We start from the raw sequence: 17945 nt of genomic DNA on the forward strand, positions 1-17945 counted from the left end.
GGAGATTATCGCACGCGCAGCCTACGCACGGCAAAATCCCCGGCAAACTGCACAAGGCAGACGATGACGATCAGGATGGCGATGACGGTCAGCATCACGGTCGTGTCGAACCGCTGATAGCCATAGCGGATCGCGACGTCGCCGAGCCCGCCTGCACCGATCACACCGGCCATGGCCGAGGCGCCGATCATCGAGACGATGGTGATGGTGAAGCCGCCGACCAGCCCCGGCAATGCCTCCGGTAACAGGACGTGGCGAATGATATGCCAGCGCCGACAGCCGATCGCCTGTGCGGCCTCGATCAGCCCGTGATCGACCTCGCGCAGGCTCACTTCGGCAATACGGGCAAAGAAGGGCGTGGCACTGACCGACAGCGGCACGATGGCTGCCCAGACACCGATCGTCGTGCCGGTGACGAGCCTGGTGAAGGGCAGAAGCGCCACCATCAGCACGACAAAAGGCGTAGCGCGAAAGCCGTTGATAATACCCCCGAGCAGGCGATTGATACGCGGTGCCTCGATCAGCCCGCCCGGCGCAGAAAGAACCAGGAAGACGGCAAGCGGAATGCCCACCGCCAACGCAATGAGCGTGGACACTCCGACCATGGTCAGCGTGTCGAAAAAGGCGCGCCAGAGGCGCTCAATCATCTGCGGCGACATAACCGACAATCCTTGTTTCGGCGGCAAGCCTCGGGTCGAGAATCCGCGTTTCGAGGTTTTCGCGATGGGGCACGCTCATGAACAGGCGGCCGCTGACATGGCCCTGGATGCGTTCGAGATTGCTCTGGATCAGCTTCGCGCCGGCGCCGAGTGCAGTCATGAGGCGCAGCAGGTCCGGCTCGGCACCATCGACGCCGGTGAAGACGAATTCGACGATCATCCGCGTCGGCCGGCCCTTAACCGGTACGGGTTCGACTAATACTGCAAGATCCTCCGGCAGACCGCGGCTGAGCGGGGCAAGCAAGGCACGGGTCGCGTCATGTTGCGGGTTTCCGAAGACCTGCCAGACAGGTCCCGTCTCGACGGCGGCACCGCCTTCCAGAACCAGAACCCGATCGCAGATCTCGCGGATCACGCTCATCTCATGGGTGATCAGCACGATGGTGAGGCCAAGCCTTTGGTTGATGTCTTTCAGCAGCGTTAGGATCGACAGGGTCGTCTCGGGGTCGAGCGCAGACGTCGCCTCGTCACAAAGCAGGATCTGCGGACGGCTGACCAGCGCCCTTGCAATGCCGACGCGCTGCTTCTGGCCGCCCGACAGGCGTGACGGATAGGTATTCTGCTTGCCTTCAAGGCCCACGAGTTTCAGCACTTCGGCGACCCGCTGGCGAATGTCGTCTCGCGGCAGGCCCGCCACCACGAGCGGCAGCGCGACATTGCCGAAAACGGTCTTGGCGGACAGGAGGTTGAAATGCTGGAAGATCATGCCGACCCGGCGCCGCAGCAGCACGAGTTCGTCCTCGTCGAAGGCGGCTATATCCTGCCCATCGACCAGAACCTTGCCCCCGGTCGGACGCTCCAGCCGGTTGACCGTGCGCAAAAGGCTGGACTTACCCGCACCCGAACGCCCGATAATGCCGAAGATCGTGCCAGCCGGTACCACCGCCGAAATCCCCTTGAGCGCCTCAACCGGCCCGGCGGATGAGATATAGGTCTTCTCCACCGCATCGAACCGGATGGAGCCGGAGGCCGAAACGGCCTCCCCTTGCGTCGATGCGATATCGCGCGTCGAGGCACCCTCGCGGGCCGGTTCAACCGGCATGCGCGAGACCTCGAATTCGGCGTCGAAGAAGGCCGTGCTCATTCTTACCACGCGATCGTGTAGAGTTTCGGATTGCTGGCAAAGCCCTTGTCGATAGCCTCACGCACGACCTTGGAATTCTGGTAGAGTTCGACAACCTTCTTCAGCGCCGGATTGTCGGCCTTGGCCTTGTTGGCGGCGAAGACGATGGCGAACTGCTTGTCATCGATACCGGAATAGATCAGCGCCGAGCCGGGATCGAAGGTCTTGGCGGCGATGATGAAATGCGGATAACCGAGCGCGAGGTCAACATCGCCGGTCACGCGCGCCAGCTGCGGGCCCTCGACTTCGTTGAACGTCACATGCTTGGGGTTTTCGACGATGTCGTCGAGCGTGCCCTGGAAGCCGACGCCGTCCTTCAGCTTGATCAGGCCGCCACGCTCCAGAAGCAGCAGGCCACGTCCCTGGTTGACCGGATCGTTGGCGATCGCCACGACCGCCTTGTCCGGCACGCTGGCGAAATCCTTGTATTTCAGCGAATAGATGCCGATGTTGGCGAGCGTGCCGACACCGATCGGCACGATCTCGTAGCCCTTCTGCTTCACAGCATTGGCCAGGAACGGCTTGTGCTGGAAGTAGTTGAGATCCAGATCGCCAGCCTGCAACGCCTCGTTCGGCGTCGTCCAGTCGCTGAATTCGATCACCTGCAGGTCGATGCCGGCGGCCTTGGCCTCGGGTACTAGCGCCTCGACACTATCGCCATAGACGCCCGGGACGACGCCGATCTTGACGGTTTCAGCGAATGCGGGAGCTGCGACAGCCATGACGGCTGCGGAAATGATTGCCAGAAGTTTCATGTGACCCTCTCAAAAGACCAATGTCTATCAATCTAATAGTTTTAATGGGCTTTGAGAGAGACGCCGTTTCGATTGGAAATCGCGCCGTGGAATAAATTGCCTCGGATCAATTGCAGCGCGAACGCTTCTGCCGCTCTGCAACATTGACGGGCTGCCCCATTTCATCCCGCTCCTACGAGCCGGATGCGACCTTGACATTGCCGCCATGGCCACCGCCGCCGAAGACCTGTTTCGTGCCGAAGGAAGAGCGGATCTGGTTGCGCGGACCGGCAAGGCCGAGTTCGGGGAAAAGCAGTTCGGAGACCCGGTAGGCCTCTTCCAGATGCGGATAGCCCGACGCAATGACCGTATCGATGCCGAGTTCCTGATATTCCCGAAGCCTTGCCGCAACGGTCTCGGGGGAGCCGACAAGCGCGGTGCCCGCGCCCGAACGAACCAGCCCGACACCTGCCCACAGATTGGGAGAGACTTCCAGCTTGTCGCGCCGACCATTATGCAGCGCCACCATGCGCGCTTGGCCGACACTGTCGGAATTCTTGGCGAAAACCTCTTGCGCGGCGGCAATGGTTTCATCGGAAAGCTTGGAAATCAGTCGGTCGGCCGCCTCCCAAGCTTCCTCGTCGGTTTCCCTGACGATAAAATGAAGGCGGATGCCGAAGGAGACCTCGCGTCCCTGGAGGGCGGCCGCCTTGCGCACCTTGGTGATCTTTTCTTCCACCTGTGCCGGCGGTTCGCCCCAGGTGAGATACTTGTCGATGATGCCGGCCGAAAAATCGATTGCCGCATCGGAGGAACCGCCGAAATAGATGGGCGGGCGCGGCTGCTGCACCGGCGGCAGGCCGAGATCGGCATGATGGGCCTGGATATATTTGCCGTCGAGATGGGCATGGCCGGTCTCGATCAGCGAATTGAACACCTGGAAAAATTCGCCCGCATGGAGGTAGCGCTCGTCATGCGGCAGGAAGATACCGTCACCGGCAAGTTCCTGTGCGCTGCCGCCGACCACGATATTAAGGAGAAGCCTGCCGCCGGAGACGCGGTCCAGAGTGGAAGTCAGGCGAGCATAATACGCGGGAGACGCGACGCCGGGACGGATTGCGACCAGGAACTTGAGCTTTTCCGTGTGGGCGGCGAGATCGGCGGCGAGAATGAAGGATTCCTCGCAGGCAGCACCCGTCGGGATCAAAACGCCCGAATAACCCAGCCGGTCGGCAGCCTTGGCAATTTCCCGGAAATAGCCGGGGTCCGCAGGGCGATTGAGATCATCCGAGCCGAGATAGGCACCATCTCCCGACGAGGGGATGAACCAGAGAAAATCAAGCGGCTGGCCGGCATTTGCCATGAGGTTTCGTCCTTCCCTTGGAGCTTGCCGCTCTTTGCGGAAGCGATTGGCTGCTTGCGCAATCGGTCAAGGATCGGCGGCACAGCAGTATGGGAGACAGGCTAAGATCAGAGCGATAATTTCGATAGGATTGGACGACTAATCCTTGTCGCTCTGGAAGAATTCCATTCCGGATACTGCCGATATGGGAACCCGCGCGTTGCGACCTGCTTCGAACCGTGGAGAGGTCGCGCGACGCGGGGTGTGGCTCACCGCCTACAGGAAAATGAGCAGACCGGTGACAAAACCGAAAGCCCCCGTGATGGCGCAATGCGCCATCCACCGGTCGACTTGAGCCAGATTGATCACCGGTTTGCGAAACACCCGGCGAAGCTCGGGTTGACGCTCGAAAACCAGGGCCATCGATCTCTTCCTCGTCAGTAACCGAAATGCAGGCTCCAGTAGAAGACGACATTGTCGTCGCGTTCTATAACGCCCTGTTTCCGGTCTTCCGCGGCTTTGTCCTGATAAGCCGCAGACGACCGCCGCGCCTCTTCCTTCGCATCCGCAACGACCTTGCGCAGCGGACCGAAAAGATCGAACCCGAAGATAGAAATGCCACCACCGATCATGACCGAGCTCCGTGTCTTGGAATTTATGGAAGCCCAGTTTCGACGCAAACGCATCGAATTCCAATATTTTCTACTAAAACCATGTACTAAATTGTGCACCGGCAGGAGATGAACTTGCCCTTAATTCGGCGCCTCGGAAAAAGAGCGTCTTTGCAAGGGGAGAGCCTTCAAAAGCCGCAATTCCAGGCTCCCGGCAGAAGAACAAGGCCTCACCGCGGAACTGCGAGATCCTCGCGCGCGGTCTCGTGCCGTCCCGCCAGCGACCGATCGAGCGCTGCCCGCACTTTGCGTCGATAGTGTTCGACATCGCCGTCCTCGCTATCGCGCGGGAGCGGCAGATCGATGGCAATCTCTTCCAATATCCGTCCGGGCCAGGGCTGCATCACCACAACACGATGGGCAAGCGCCACCGCCTCATCGATATCATGCGTGACGATAATGATCGTCGGCCGGCTTTCTTGCCAAATTTCCAGAAGATGGTTCTGCAGTGCGGCGCGGGTCAGCGCGTCGAGCGCAGAGAAAGGCTCATCGAGAAGCAGCACTTCCGGCCTTGTCACCAGCGCCCGCGCAATTGCCACGCGCTGCGCCTGCCCGCCGGACAGTTCCTTCGGCAACCGGTCCTCGTATCCCGCAAGATGAACCTGTTCCAGTACCGCGTTCGCGCGCCGGTCTCGCTCTGCGGCCGAAAGATGCCTGAGCCCGAAGCGGATATTGTCACCAACGGTCAGCCATGGCAGCAGGCGGGGTTCCTGGAAGATCAGGTTGATCAAGGGATGAGGCGCGTGCACTATATCGCCATTGATCGTCACCTCGCCGCGTGTCGGCGTCTCAAGTCCGCTTGCGAGCCTGAGCAATGTGCTCTTGCCGCAGCCCGAACCGCCGATGACGGCAACGATTTCTCCGGCCGGCACATCGAGGGTGAAGCCGCCAAGGGCCTGCACCCCGTTGCCGAACGTCTTCGACAATGCTTTCAGCGATAACATCAGATGCCTTCCCGCTTGAAATTATCCTGCCAGGCAATCAGCGGACTGGTTGCCAAGACCAGCAACCCATCGGAAAGCTTGCCGATGATGGCGAAGACGATGATCGCGGCGACGATCTGGTCGGGCTTGCCCAATTGCTGGCCATCGACCAGCAGATAGCCCAGCCCCTCGGATGCGCCCATGAATTCGGCGGCAACGACGAACATCCATCCAAGCCCGAGGCCGGAGCGCAGCGAGACGATGAAGGCCGGCAGAACCGCCGGAAACATGATCCGACGCACCAACTCGAAACCCGACAGCCGAAATATCCGGCCCACTTCGACGATCTTGCGGTCGACCGACAACAGCGCCGTCGACACGCCGAGATAGACGGGGAAGAACACACCGGTGGCGATCAGCACGATCTTCGATGTCTCGAAAATCCCGAACCAGAGGATGAAAAGGGGAACCCAAGCGATCGACGGGATGGCTCGCAGGGCCTGGAGCGTCGGATCGATCACCTGCCGGGCAAAGCCGAAGAACCCCGTGACACTGCCAAGCACCGCCCCGGCAAACGAACCCGCAAGGAACCCCAGGAGAACCCGCAGGGAGGTCGACGAGACGTGCTGGTAAAGCTCGCCTGCCTGAGCAAGCTGCCAGAGTGTCGAAAGAATACGTGACGGCGGCGGCACTAACCGGCCAGAGGCAAGGCCGAACGACACGGCTGCCTGCCAGAGAAGGAAGCCGCCGAGCGGCAGCGCCAATGCCAGGCCAAGCCGCTTCAACAGGCCGGGCCAGGCGGACACAGCATTGCCGCGGGTTTCCCGCGGCAGCCGGTCTGTCAGAATGTCGGTCGTGGTCACGGCCTGCCCCGCCTACTGGACAAGAGCTTCGCCGAAGCTCGGATCGATCAGCTGATCCGTTACCTTGGCGATATCGGCATCGGCCGGAAGGACACCGGCCTGCTGCAGGGCCAGCCCGGCCTTGAGAATTGTTGCGCGCTGCTCGTCGCCGATCCGAGATTTGCCGATATCGGTGCGCTCCAGCTGCTTGGTGATGACCGCGTCGGGCAGCTTTGCGGCTTCGATGAGGGCGGCCTTCAATGCCGCCGGATCGGCCAGTGCCTGCTTGCGAGCCTGTTCATAGATGCTAAGTACCCGCTTGACGATCTCAGGATGGCCCTTGGCGAAGGTTTCGGTGGTGTTCAGCACGCCCCAAGTGTTGTTCTCCGGCTTGCGGTAGAACAGTTTCGCACCGTCCTCGACTTCGGCCGCCGCCATCAGCGGATCGAGCCCAGCCCAGGCATCGACGTCACCGCGGGCGAGCGCTAGTCGGCCATCGGCGTGCTGCAGCAGGACGAATTTCACATCGCCATCCTTCAATCCGGCATCGGCCAGCGCGCGAACGAGGAAGATATGCGGATCGGTGCCGCGGGTAACCGCGACCGACTTGCCCTTCAGATCGGCGACGCTCTTGATCGGGGAGTCCTTGCCGGTCACCAGCGCCGTCCATTCGGGACGGGAATAGACGTAGATGGACTTGACCGGATTGCCGTTGACGCGGGCGATCAGCGCCGCCGCTCCCGCGGTCGAACCGAAATCGATCGAGCCGGCATTGAGATATTCGAGCGCCTTGTTGGAACCAGCGGACTGTACCCAGCGGATCTTGATCCCGTCCTTGTCGAATTCCTTTTCGAGCAGCCCTTCCTTCTTGAGCAACAGGCCCACCGGATTGTAGGTTGCCCAGTCGATACGGATTTCGGAAAGATCCGCAGCCGAAGCCTGTGTCAACGTAAGGCCAAATCCCATCCCCAGAACGGCGGCGACAACCGCAAGCTTTGCAATGATCGATCGCATGCTAAATTCCTCTCCACCAACGTTTTGGCACCACCAACCACTTGGCGATTGTCAAAAGCGTAAGCGTCGATCACGTGGAGGATAAGGAAAGTCGTTCCATTGTCAGGTTAGTCTATGGAAATTATAGCTTTGATGAGGCTCCCCTGCCGATCCAAAGTTCCGCCAGTCCAATTGAAGCGTTGAGCCGTGACCCATTCTTCATCCCAGCCATTGTCAGCCAGTTCCGCAAAGACGGTCATCGCAATCATCGGCGGAGGTGTTAGCGGTGCTGCGGTCGCCTATCATCTTGCCCGACATGAAAAGGCGCCCGAGACGGAGATCGTAATATTCGAACCCCGTGAGAGGATCGGCAAGGGACTGGCCTATGACACCGCCGATCCCGTCCACCGGATCAACGTTCCGGCAGCGCGCATGAGTCTCCTACCGGATGATCCGGACCACTTCACCCGATGGATCGAGGCAAGCAATGTCCTGTCCGGTGACGCCGAAGCGGTCCGCCCCGATGGTGCAGTCTTTCCGCAACGCGGCGTTTTCGGCAACTATGTGTTTTCCTGCCTGCGTCCGCTGCTTGAAACCGGCGCGATAAGGCATGTGCGCGCGGCGGCGAAAACGGTCGAGAATGTCGGCGGGCGCTGGCATGTCGTCAGCAATGACGGTGAGGCCGTCGACGCCGACATACTCGTCATCGCAACCTCTCATCCTGCACCGGCACCGCCTCGCCGGCTTGCAAGGGCGCTTGCAAGACATCCCCGTTTCATCGCCAATTCGACCGCAGCCGGAGCATTGGCGACGATCCGGCCGGACGATCGCGTTCTCATCGTCGGCAACGGCCTGACATCCGCCGACGTGATCGCCTCGCTTAAACGACGCGGTCACAAGGGCAAGATCATCGCCATATCGCGGCGCGGACTGCGTTCACGGGGCCACGCGGCTGTTACGCAGGAACCCTATGGCGACTTTTTGTCATCGCCCGAAACGTGCGCTTCGAAACTGGTTCGCCGTATTCGCAAGGCCATCCGCAAGGCCGCGAAAGAAGGGGTAACCTGGCATGCGGTGCTGGATCAAGTGCGAGCGCAGGGTGGTGCCGTTTGGTCGGCGCTTCCCACTTTGGAGAAGCGCCGGCTTGTCCGGCATCTGCGCCCCTATTGGGATGCACACCGTTTCCGCATCGCGCCGCAGATCGAGAACGTGCTCGATCAAGAGCTCGGGACGGGAATGCTCGACATCATGGCCGGATCGATTGAAGACGCAGAGATTGTAAATGACATGATCCGGATCGCCATCAGGCCTCGCGGCGACAATCGCCTGGAAACACATCAATTCGATGCCATCGTGGTAACGACCGGCCCCGCCCATGGCGAGCTCCTTTCGAGCCAGGATTGGCTTCGGAAACTTTCTGAGGCGGGATATATCAGGATCGATCCGGCCGGCCTGGGCCTCGACTGCGACCGCGACGCCCTCGCCATCGGCAAAGATGGAGAGCCCAATCGCAGCTTGTTCATTGTGGGCCCGCTTGCGCGCGGGCAATTCGGCGAGTTGATGGGCTTCCCGCAGGTGCCCGAACACGCAGTTCTCGTGGCAGCGCGGATTGCCGCAGTCGTCTGACTGATATTTTGCTTGTATCTTCAACGTCAACTTGGCCCTTCAGGACCCTAAGGCGAGGCGGTAGCCGCGCGTCAATTTGCGCATGAGAATCATCTGGTTAGGCGGCCCAGATGTATGACCGCCTAGCGGACAAAAGAGATCGGTCTTCTCGTGCGCGCCATAGGCGCAAGTGGCGGTCGAGTACGCGCATGGGACAGCGCCTTCACCCGACCCGTGTTTCGATCTCGTGATATCGCCTTCGAGAACTACCCTCCAAAATTACACCCCAAGCGCTTCGAGAAGCTGTCTTCGATGAGCCACAAATGGAGGGGCAGCGCGATCGCGCGGATGTGCCACCTCCACCCGCTCATCGAGCACGATCTTGCCCTCATGGAGAACAATGGTTCTATCGGCCAGCAGCACCGCTTCATCGACATCATGAGTAACAAGCAGTACGCTGGGAGAGTGTGCGGCGCAGAGATCTCGCAGCAACTTGTGCATACCGATCTTGGTCAGTGCATCCAGCGCGCCGAACGGCTCGTCGGCCAGCAGCAGTTCTGGTTCTCGAACAAGGGCTCTCGCCAGCGCAACTCGCTGCTGCTCGCCTCCCGACAAATCACCCGGCCATGCCTTTTCCCGTCCGGCGAGACCGACCTCAGTCAATGCCGCAACAGACAGACCGCGACCACGGTCGGCCGGTCGCAAGCCGAGCCGGACATTCGTCAGCACCCGTTGCCAGGGCAGAAGACGCGCATCCTGGAAGATGACGCTTGTGGCCTCGGGAACAGCAAGCCTGCCGGCAATTTCCGCTTCGGGATCAAGGCCGGCCAGAACCCTCAGCATCGTGCTCTTGCCTGACCCGCTATGACCAAGCAGCGCGACGAATTCACCGGGTGCAATCGTCAGGCCGACATCGTCAATTACCTTTCGCCCGTTGAACCGTCGCGTGAGACCGCAAACTGCTACCCCTTGTTTGCCACACATCAGCGAAATGTCTTGCGCCACGACAGCACCCTTTTTTCCAGAAGTCGCAAGAGACCGTCGGTCGTCAGGCCCAGAAGAGCATAAACGACGAGCCCGACGGCGATGATGTCGACTTGCCCATTGGATCGCGCTTCGCCGACGAGGTAACCGAGTCCATTGATCGTGTTCGATTGCTCGACCACCACCAGCACCAACCAGGCGCTTACCGCGGAAAGCCGCAATCCGGTAAAGAAACCCGGCAGCGCACCGGGAATGACAACGTAGAGAACAAATTCCCAATGGGTCAGCCGTATCGTATGCGCCAGCTCCACGAAACGTTTGTCGACGCCGGCGATTGCCGCCGACGTATTGATGTAGATCGGTATCATCGTCGTCAGGCAGATGAGCGTGATCTTCATCTGCTCGCCAAGCCCGAGCCAGTAGATCGCCAGGGGTATGACGGCCAGGACCGGCGTTGCTCGCCAGATCTGTAGCGGGCCGTCGACAAGTGCCTCTCCCCAGCGGCTGAGGCCGGAGACAAGCGAAAAGACGATGCCGAACAGGATACCAAGCCCCAGTCCTGTCATCGAGCGCCGGAGCGAAGCCGATAGAGCACTCTGCAGTGCCCCGTCGGTGATCAGTTGCCAGGCCCTGGCGGCGACCTGCCAAGGAGGTGGCAGGGTTCGGACATCCAGCGCACCGGATGCAGAAGCCGAGCTCCACACGACAAGAAGGAGAGCCGGACCAAGCAGCCTAAGGAAGGGTATAGGCGTTTCCTGCCGGATACGAACGGTTCCCCAAGCGCTCATAGGCCGGTATATTCCTGTTTGGCCGACTGATTGATGGCATCGAAACGGTTGTCGAAGTAGTCCGCGAACCTCAGTCCTTGTGGCAACTCACCAACTGAGGCCATGAAATCGACCGTCTTTTGCAATTCTGCAGCCAATTCCGGCGTAAACCGCGGGATATCGGTCTTGCCTTCCAATTGAGCCAGCTTCTTCGCCGTCGCCACATCGTAATTGCGAAGCTTGACGTAGATGGCCTCGGCGTATTCATCGAGATGATCGTCCTTGTAGAGCTGGGCAATGGTCCAGAGCCGGCTGAATTTCGCAATAGCAGCGGCTTTGGCCGGATCTTCAAGTGCGGCGCGGGATGCATAGATCGGGCTCAAGCCCGTCCCCTGGTTGACACCTTCCGGCAGGAGATGGATCTCGCCCTTGAATTCAGTTTCGAAGCGGGAGCGCAGCGGCGCAATGATTACTGCCGCATCCACTTCGCCCGCCCGAAGCGTATCCGGCACGTCCGGGATCGTGACGTTGATGAGCTGCACTTCGCTCGGTTTTAACCCGGCCTTGTCGAGCACACGCAGGATATAGGCCGACATCTGGGTGCCCTTGGGATATGCGATCTTTTTGCCCTTGAGCTGGGTGACGGACGTGATGCCACTACCGGGCTTGGAGTAGAAGCCGTAATAATCCTTGGTGTTCCGGGCGTAGCCGATATTGTAGATATCGGCTCCTTGGGCATGCCCGAAGGCGGCTGCGATATCGCTCCCCCACCCCACATCCGCCGCACCGACCCGAAGCGATTCGATCACGAAATTATTGCCGTTGAAATTCTGCCATTCGACGTCGATATCCTGTTCCAGTTCGGCAAGTCCGCCGGACAGACGAAGTAGCGTCACATTGTTCTGGTTCTGGTCGGCGATGCGAAGCTTGGTGCCTTTAGGGATTTCGGTGGGAAGCGGATCGCTGAACTCGAGCTTGGCGGGCGCAGCAAGCGGACTACCCGCAATGACCGCCGAACCCAGAACGGCAGAGCCGGCGAGAAAATAACGTCTGTTGATTGCGAATGTCATATGGCGTTTCTCCATGGGGTTAGACTGTTTCGGAAATTCTGGCACCGACCGACTGGCGCACCAGCGACCGCGCCGCGCGTCGGGCAAGCGCGATGACCGTCAGTGTCGGATTGGGCGCGGGACTGGTCGGAAATGCCGATGCGCCGACCACCCAGAGACCGCGGGCGTCCCAGGACTGAAGGTCGGGATCAACGACGGACGTCGCCGGATCATTCCCCATGACGGCACCGCCTGTGGCATGTGAATTGGTGTAATGAACGGTGTCGTAACGTTCAGGCAGCTCGGTCGCGCTTTTCGACAGGCTTGCTCCGGCGCGCTGCAAAATGCCGTCCAGCTGTGCGCCAACTGCCCGGACCATACGGCGATCATTGTCGAGCCAGTCAAAATTCAGTCGCAGCAGCGGATCGCCCCACGCATCGCGATATGTCGTGTCGAGATCGAGATATCGATGTCGATGCGGTACCACCTCGCCCAGCATTCCAACACTGACCGCTCGTCCGGCATAAGCCGTCAGTGAATCCTGCCAACCGGAGCCCCATTGAGGAGCATCCGGTGGCGCAGTCGGCGCTTCGCGCCACAGATTGGTCAGCCCCGGCACATGAATGCGCGCTCCGCCGAGATAATCGGCAGCGACATCGCCCGGGTCGAAATCGGAATTCGCCCAGCCGGCAGCACTTGTCGGGCTGATATCCCGAACCGGAGAAGACAGAAACCCGTTTGCCGAAGCCCCTATGTGATTGGCGTAGAAGCGACCGACGGTGCCTCCAGTGTCAGGTGAATAGGCTTTACCAATGGCCGAGAGAAGCAGCAGGCGAACATTGTTCAGCGTCCAGCCGCATAACGCCACAGAACTGCCAGACACCGTCCGCTGCTCGCCTGCTTCGTCGGTATATGAGACCCCCGTGGCGAGGCCTGATCGGTGCAGAATACGGTGCACATGGCCGGTAAGCACCTCCAAATTGCCCGTCGCGAGAGCCGCCGGCCACAACGTGTTGAGCGGCGTGGCCAGTGAATAACCGTAATGGGTGTTAATGCCGCGCGTGACGCCAAGCGGATTGGTGTAGGGCTGAAAGCTCACCGCCGCGGGCATTTCGGTGACAGCGAGGCCAATTGCCAAGGCCGCATCTGCCAACAGCGCAGCTTTGTGTCCCATGGCGAGCGGATTTCCGGGAAGCGGTTTGGATCGCGCATACCGTTCCGGGGCAAGGCCTGCCGTTGTCGCAACGCCCAGTACCGCCTCTGCCCAACTATAGTCCGCCTCGATATCTGCGTAGCTTATCGGCCAGTCCGCATAGTCGAAGTCTCGCGCCCAGGGTCTGGCCAGCAGATCTTCGTAAGCCCTTTTCGAGCGAAATCCATGCGGGTGGAAACGGGCGCTGATGCCGCCCCAGAGAAGTCCTGCGCCACCAAGGCCGCGGCCTGCCAGAAAAGCGCCGAGCGTACGCATCGGAAAAGATGCGGACCGGCCGTTGTGGCGCAGCGTAAACGTTTCCCGAGCAGGATCCGGCAACCGCGTCGCAGGAATGCTGGCCGCGCGGGGCCTGTAGAAGATGTCTGAACCGATCAGGCCGGCGGTCTCGCCCTTGTCGAGCACCAGGGTTTGCAATCCGTTGCGGCAAGCCTCTTCTGCGATGACGGCACCCGCCCAACCTCCGCCCACAATGATCAGGTCGTAATGTTTCGCCATGTCACGCCTCTTCCTGCGCTTGAGTCCGGCGATCCAGCCAATCCCAGCCGATCGCCGGTGCCTTAAAGGTGTCGCTGAAAAGCACGTCATAGGTGAGTTGTCTGACGACCGAGAAACCGGTCTTCGAATCTCCGGATCGGGAACTGTCTGATATCACCGAGGTCAAGACTTCCTCGGCGGTGCGATCGTCGAGATCGCGAAAGGATCGATTGGTGATACTCTTGCTCTCTGCGTCGAGATAAGACAGGAGCTGGGTGGCGAAATCCCTTGGACTGCGTGGATCCTGCCACCCCGCCGATATGTGTGCATCCACGAGAAACGGTGCTGCAGCGTAACAGGAAACACCTTTCCCCCAGTCAGAGCACAACCTGTCGAGCACCTTCTGTTTCAACTGCCCGGCAAGGTCGCGATCTATCGGGCTCGCCTCTTCCAGCGGCCATATCAGCGATATGAGGCGGGGCAGGCCTGAGAAATCCGGATCGAAATTGTGTTCTTCCACCTCATGTCCTCGCATGTTGCGTGGAGTCGAAGACGCCAAGCATTGCGTCTCGTGCGGCCAGCACAGACGATGGATCGCGGCTGACCGCGACGGCACCTTCCTGGTAGAACAGATTTCCGGCCGCATTCAGTAGGCCTTCCCGTACAGGCGCTTTCATCGACTTACCGCTGGTTCTGTTTCGGGCCTTGGCGTGGGCCGGGCCGCATTCTGCTGCGGCCCCCTCTCTCTCACGCTGCGACCTCGTCTCTCGTCACGATGGTTTTGACTTCTGACAGAGAGATCGTGCCAGGCTTTCCGCCGGCATGCGCAAGTCGGGCAGCCGCTTCCTGCACCGCCCTGTTCCAGGGCGTCTCGATGCCATGGATCCGGCCGAGCTGGACGATTTCACCGTTGAGGTAATCCACCTCGTTGGGCACGCCGCGGGCAAAACTCTGCCAGGTCGATTGCTGCCCGGGCCTGATGCCGCTGTCGGGTGCTGCACCCCAGCCTGACACACTGACCAACCGCTCGGACGGCTGGGCGATGCTGTAACCGGCTGAAGACAACACCTGCGCCGCCTCTTGGGACAAAGCCTCGCCTATCTTTGTGGCGTCGTCGGCATTTCCTTCGAAGATCTCCAGAACGTTCTTGACGTTGTAGACAAGCTTGGCCGCCTTCCAGCGCGTGATATCGGCGCGTGCTTCGGCGAGATAATTCGCCTTGGCGAAATCCGCGACAATCGCCCTGCCCCGATCATCAAGGCCGCTCGGATAGATGCCGAGCGTAACAACGCCGACCTGCGGCGCGCCCCCGGCGACGACGGTACCGACCTCCGTGAAGCGCGCGGGGGTGAGAATGCTCGCACCATAGACAGCCTGAAAACGCCGGCTTGCGACCTGCTCTGCGGCAAGTCCGTTCTGCAAGGTCACAAGCGGCAACAGGAAGCCCGCCGTCTCTCCTCTGCCTTTCACCGGCCGGCGTGCCCAGAATGCGCTGGCATCCTCGACATCCTGCGCCTTCACAGCCAGAACGAGGACATCGAGCACCTCGAGCTCCGGTGGCTCGGCTGAATCGAAGGCATTAAGCCGGACGGTCTTCGTGCCGTCGGGACGCTGGTAGGTCAGCCCGTGCTCGCGGATATGCCTTGCCTGAGCGCCGCGGCCGACCAATGCATAAGAAGTGCCGTTTTCCTCGAACTGTGCTGCCAGACTGGCGCCAACGGCACCGGCACCGATGATGATGTAACGTGTCATGGTGTCCCCCTCACTCGCCAGCCAGCGACTGTTTCAGATTGTTGTCGAAATTCGTCGCCTTCAGCGCTTCCTGGATCGTGTCCGTGTAGCGGTTGTCGTAAGGCAGCGAGGCATCGATAACCCTTCCGATCGCACCGAATTCATGGGTGACGGCGGCAATACTGCGGGCTTGGTCGATCTGAGCCTCGTCGATCGGTTGCGGCAGCACTCGGGTGTAGGACCAGGTGAAATCGGCGATCTCGGGTTTCAGCTTCCGCACCCTGACCAGGGCCTGCTTCGCTTCCTTCGGATGGGTGTTGTACCAGTTCTGGTATTCGACATACCGGCGCACGAGGTCCCTAAGCGCTGCATCCTTGGCGGGGTCGGCAAGTGACTTGGAGTTTGCAATCAGTCCGCCAGGACTGCCGGGACCAACGTCGCCGCTCTTGGCGATCACATTGGCTCCGTTCGCGATCGCGGTACCGTAGGAATCAATCCCGCCCGACACGAGATCGACTTCTCCATGCAGCAGGGCGAGGGCGCCAGCCTCATTATTGAGCGTCACCGGAACAACATCCTTCGGCGACAGGCCGAGATGTTTGAGGCTTTGCAAATACAAAAGGAAGTTCGTCGCGCCCGGAGACGAGGCCCAGCGCTTGCCGCGCACGGCCGTTGCGCTCAGGTCGGTTATGCCTGACGTCTTGGAGGCAACGGTGACGAAACGCTCATGATTGACTGTGTCTGCAGTCGCCGCAACCACGATAGACTTGTAGGGCACCGTGTCCTTCGTCCACTCCGGATTGGCTGCGGCCTGTGCCTGGATGGCCGTGAACTGGGCAAAATAGCTGACATCGACCTTACCAGCCGCAAGCGCGGTGGAATTTTCGACGGCGTTGGGGAATGTTGCGAACTCGATCTTGTAAGGCGCATCCTTCCAGATCCCGGACGCATCCCAGCCGGGCTGCAACTCCGTGCCGTTCTGCCCGACGACGAGGGTCAACTGTTGAGCACGAGCGGATTGCCCGGCAAACGCAGCAAACGTCAGTGCGGTCGCGCCCAAAGCCAGCATGTTCAGGCTCAGACCGGCGGCCTGAACTTTGGTCCTATTCTTCATATTGATCACCTTGATGTTTCCGTTGACGTTATTGATTTTGTTTTGTCGCCGAGACGCCGAGTTCGGCCAAAAGCCGGTGTTTCAGGTCATAGATTTCCTCGGCGGCCTCTTCCTGAGCCTGCCGATTGCGAACGAGCGAAGGCGAGACATCAATGCCGAGCGAAAAGCGGCCTTGTTTCAACACGAGGATACGGTCAGCCAGAAGAATGGCTTCGTCGACGTCATGGGTGACGATCAGAACGCCCGGCCTGTGTTCGGCCCACAGCGCCTCGACCAGGGAATGCATGCGAATCCGGGTCAACGCGTCGAGCGCAGCAAAAGGCTCGTCGAGCAAGAGCAGGCTGGGCGCCCGGACAAGGGCACGCGCCAGCGCCACACGCTGCGCCTCCCCGCCGGAGAGATGTTTTGGCCAGGAATCAGCCTTGGCGGCAAGTCCCACTTCCGCAAGCGCCTTCTCTGCCACCGCTCGGCCATTGCGGCCGAAATTCGTTCCGAGCAGGACATTGCGCCAAGCGCGCCGGAATGGCAGCAGCCGATGTTCCTGGAACACGACCGACCGGTTGGAGGCGACGCGCAATTCGCCATTGTTGGCCTGGTCGAGTCCGGCCAGTATGCGAAGAAGGGTTGTCTTTCCTGATCCGGAGGCGCCAAGCAGCGCGACGAATTCGCCTTGCCGGATGGTCAGATCGACCTCATCAAGAATGACCTGACTGCCGAATGTCTTCGATACGCGCTTGAAGTCGACGACGGTCTTTCGCTGATCCACGGCGTAAGCGGGGGCAATGGTCAAAGTCTTGGCGTCGCCCTTAGCCGCAGGTTGCTTGGTCTGGATGGCGAGGGGCATGATTATCTCCAAGGTAGGGCCGATCTTTCGGCGAACCGCATGATGAGATCGATTGCGATGCCGAGAGCGGCATAGATGAGGACGCAGGCAACGATCATGTCGATGCGCATGGCGCCGCTGGCGACGAAGATCAGGTAACCGACTCCGGCGCGGCTATTGGTTTGCTCGGCGACGATCAGCGCGAGCAGCGAGATACCCATCGCGTACCGCACGCCGACCAGAACGCTGGGAAGCGCTGCCGGCAGAAGCACCTGCAACGTGATCTTCAGCGGGGAAAGGCCGAAGGTGCGTGCGGCTTCGACAAGCCGATTATCGGCATTGCGGACGCCCGCATAGGTATTGAGATAGGCGGGGAAGATGCAGGCAAGCGTGATCAGGATGATCTTTGGTTCCTCGCCGATTCCGAACCAGATGATGAAGAGCGGCACCAGCGCGATGAATGGCACAAGGCGAATGATCTGGAAGCTGGAATCGAAGATTTCCTCGCTCAACCGGGACAACCCGTTCAGCAAACCAAAGCCCACGCCGATCAGCAGGCCAAGGAAAAGACCGGCGCCGGCGCGTGCCAGCGACGCCGGCAGCGCTGCCTGTAGATCCCCCGTCTCGAAAAGCTCGGCAAATGTCCCGATAACCTCAGTCGGAGATGGCAACGTTTGCGACAGGATGAGGCCGGACGCACTGCCGGCCTGCCAGCCGAGGAGCGCCCCCAGCGGTAGAAGAAACCGCAGGAGATTTCGCGAGGCGTACCAGCGCAGCGGGACAAGTTCCCGCTGCGGCGTGGTCGTGAGGGTCTGCAGGACATCCGCACTCATGATGT

At 60.5% G+C, this 17945-nt stretch carries 19 protein-coding genes; 1 reads left to right on the forward strand and 18 read right to left on the reverse strand.

Features of this window, described 5'->3' with window-relative positions:
- Positions 1 to 5: 5 nt before the first annotated feature.
- From AC2GXZ_RS26300 to AC2GXZ_RS26340, 9 genes are all read right to left on the reverse strand, one after another.
- A complete protein-coding gene (locus AC2GXZ_RS26300) occupies positions 6 to 659 on the reverse strand; it encodes a methionine ABC transporter permease (RefSeq protein ID WP_483762185.1) in 654 nt (217 codons plus the stop codon).
- The gene (locus AC2GXZ_RS26305) at positions 640 to 1803 is read right to left on the reverse strand and encodes a methionine ABC transporter ATP-binding protein (protein ID WP_483762186.1); all 1164 of its coding nucleotides are present in this window, start codon (positions 1801 to 1803) and stop codon (positions 640 to 642) included. The genes AC2GXZ_RS26300 and AC2GXZ_RS26305 overlap by 20 nt, the downstream gene beginning before the upstream one ends.
- A gap of 2 nt (positions 1804 to 1805) precedes the next feature.
- Positions 1806 to 2597, reverse strand: a complete 792-nt coding sequence (locus AC2GXZ_RS26310; protein ID WP_483762187.1) for a MetQ/NlpA family ABC transporter substrate-binding protein — start codon at positions 2595 to 2597, stop codon at positions 1806 to 1808.
- A 172-nt stretch (positions 2598 to 2769) separates the two neighbouring features.
- Positions 2770 to 3939 carry an FMNH2-dependent alkanesulfonate monooxygenase gene (gene ssuD / locus AC2GXZ_RS26315; RefSeq protein ID WP_483762188.1) on the reverse strand — a complete coding sequence of 390 codons (1170 nt, stop codon included), beginning with the start codon at positions 3937 to 3939 and terminating at the stop codon, positions 2770 to 2772.
- A gap of 255 nt (positions 3940 to 4194) precedes the next feature.
- Complete coding sequence (locus AC2GXZ_RS26320; RefSeq protein WP_483762189.1) at positions 4195 to 4341, reverse strand: hypothetical protein; 147 nt, start codon at positions 4339 to 4341, stop codon at positions 4195 to 4197.
- 14 nt (positions 4342 to 4355) lie between these two features.
- Complete coding sequence (locus AC2GXZ_RS26325; protein ID WP_483762190.1) at positions 4356 to 4550, reverse strand: hypothetical protein; 195 nt, start codon at positions 4548 to 4550, stop codon at positions 4356 to 4358.
- A gap of 209 nt (positions 4551 to 4759) precedes the next feature.
- A complete protein-coding gene (locus AC2GXZ_RS26330) occupies positions 4760 to 5533 on the reverse strand; it encodes an ABC transporter ATP-binding protein (RefSeq protein ID WP_483762191.1) in 774 nt (257 codons plus the stop codon).
- A complete protein-coding gene (locus AC2GXZ_RS26335; RefSeq protein WP_483762192.1) occupies positions 5533 to 6375 on the reverse strand; it encodes an ABC transporter permease in 843 nt (280 codons plus the stop codon). The genes AC2GXZ_RS26330 and AC2GXZ_RS26335 overlap by 1 nt, the downstream gene beginning before the upstream one ends.
- A gap of 12 nt (positions 6376 to 6387) precedes the next feature.
- Positions 6388 to 7320: an aliphatic sulfonate ABC transporter substrate-binding protein gene (locus tag AC2GXZ_RS26340; protein WP_483762242.1), complete on the reverse strand. Its 933-nt coding sequence runs from the start codon at positions 7318 to 7320 to the stop codon at positions 6388 to 6390.
- Between the two features lie 234 nt (positions 7321 to 7554).
- Here AC2GXZ_RS26340 and AC2GXZ_RS26345 point away from each other — a divergent pair, with 234 nt between their 5' ends.
- Positions 7555 to 8973, forward strand: a complete 1419-nt coding sequence (locus AC2GXZ_RS26345; protein WP_483762193.1) for an FAD/NAD(P)-binding protein — start codon at positions 7555 to 7557, stop codon at positions 8971 to 8973.
- A gap of 258 nt (positions 8974 to 9231) precedes the next feature.
- On the opposite strand, the gene AC2GXZ_RS26350 is transcribed toward AC2GXZ_RS26345, so the two are convergent.
- The 9 genes from AC2GXZ_RS26350 to AC2GXZ_RS26390 form a co-directional block, all read right to left on the reverse strand.
- Positions 9232 to 9936 (reverse strand): ABC transporter ATP-binding protein, encoded by a 705-nt coding sequence (locus AC2GXZ_RS26350; protein ID WP_483762243.1) that lies wholly within the window; start codon positions 9934 to 9936, stop codon positions 9232 to 9234.
- A complete protein-coding gene (locus tag AC2GXZ_RS26355; RefSeq protein WP_483762194.1) occupies positions 9936 to 10724 on the reverse strand; it encodes an ABC transporter permease in 789 nt (262 codons plus the stop codon). Before AC2GXZ_RS26355 ends, AC2GXZ_RS26350 begins: the two co-directional genes overlap by 1 nt.
- Positions 10721 to 11773, reverse strand: coding sequence for an ABC transporter substrate-binding protein (locus AC2GXZ_RS26360; RefSeq protein WP_483762195.1), 1053 nt, complete (start codon positions 11771 to 11773; stop codon positions 10721 to 10723). Before AC2GXZ_RS26360 ends, AC2GXZ_RS26355 begins: the two co-directional genes overlap by 4 nt.
- 19 nt (positions 11774 to 11792) lie before the next feature.
- On the reverse strand, positions 11793 to 13460 hold the full coding sequence (locus AC2GXZ_RS26365; protein WP_483762196.1) for a GMC oxidoreductase: 1668 nt from the start codon (positions 13458 to 13460) through the stop codon (positions 11793 to 11795).
- A 1-nt stretch (position 13461) separates the two neighbouring features.
- A complete protein-coding gene (locus AC2GXZ_RS26370; protein ID WP_483762197.1) occupies positions 13462 to 13959 on the reverse strand; it encodes a hypothetical protein in 498 nt (165 codons plus the stop codon).
- Positions 13960 to 14186: 227 nt separating this feature from the next.
- Complete coding sequence (locus tag AC2GXZ_RS26375; RefSeq protein WP_483762198.1) at positions 14187 to 15191, reverse strand: ketopantoate reductase family protein; 1005 nt, start codon at positions 15189 to 15191, stop codon at positions 14187 to 14189.
- 10 nt (positions 15192 to 15201) lie between these two features.
- Entirely contained in the window at positions 15202 to 16284 is a 1083-nt protein-coding gene (locus AC2GXZ_RS26380; protein WP_483762199.1) for a PhnD/SsuA/transferrin family substrate-binding protein, read from the reverse strand.
- 28 nt (positions 16285 to 16312) lie between these two features.
- Positions 16313 to 17128, reverse strand: coding sequence for an ABC transporter ATP-binding protein (locus AC2GXZ_RS26385; protein ID WP_483762200.1), 816 nt, complete (start codon positions 17126 to 17128; stop codon positions 16313 to 16315).
- 2 nt (positions 17129 to 17130) lie between these two features.
- Positions 17131 to 17940 carry an ABC transporter permease gene (locus AC2GXZ_RS26390; RefSeq protein WP_483762201.1) on the reverse strand — a complete coding sequence of 270 codons (810 nt, stop codon included), beginning with the start codon at positions 17938 to 17940 and terminating at the stop codon, positions 17131 to 17133.
- Positions 17941 to 17945: the final 5 nt, after the last annotated feature.

The organism is Aliirhizobium sp. YIM B11859, from assembly GCF_057163345.1.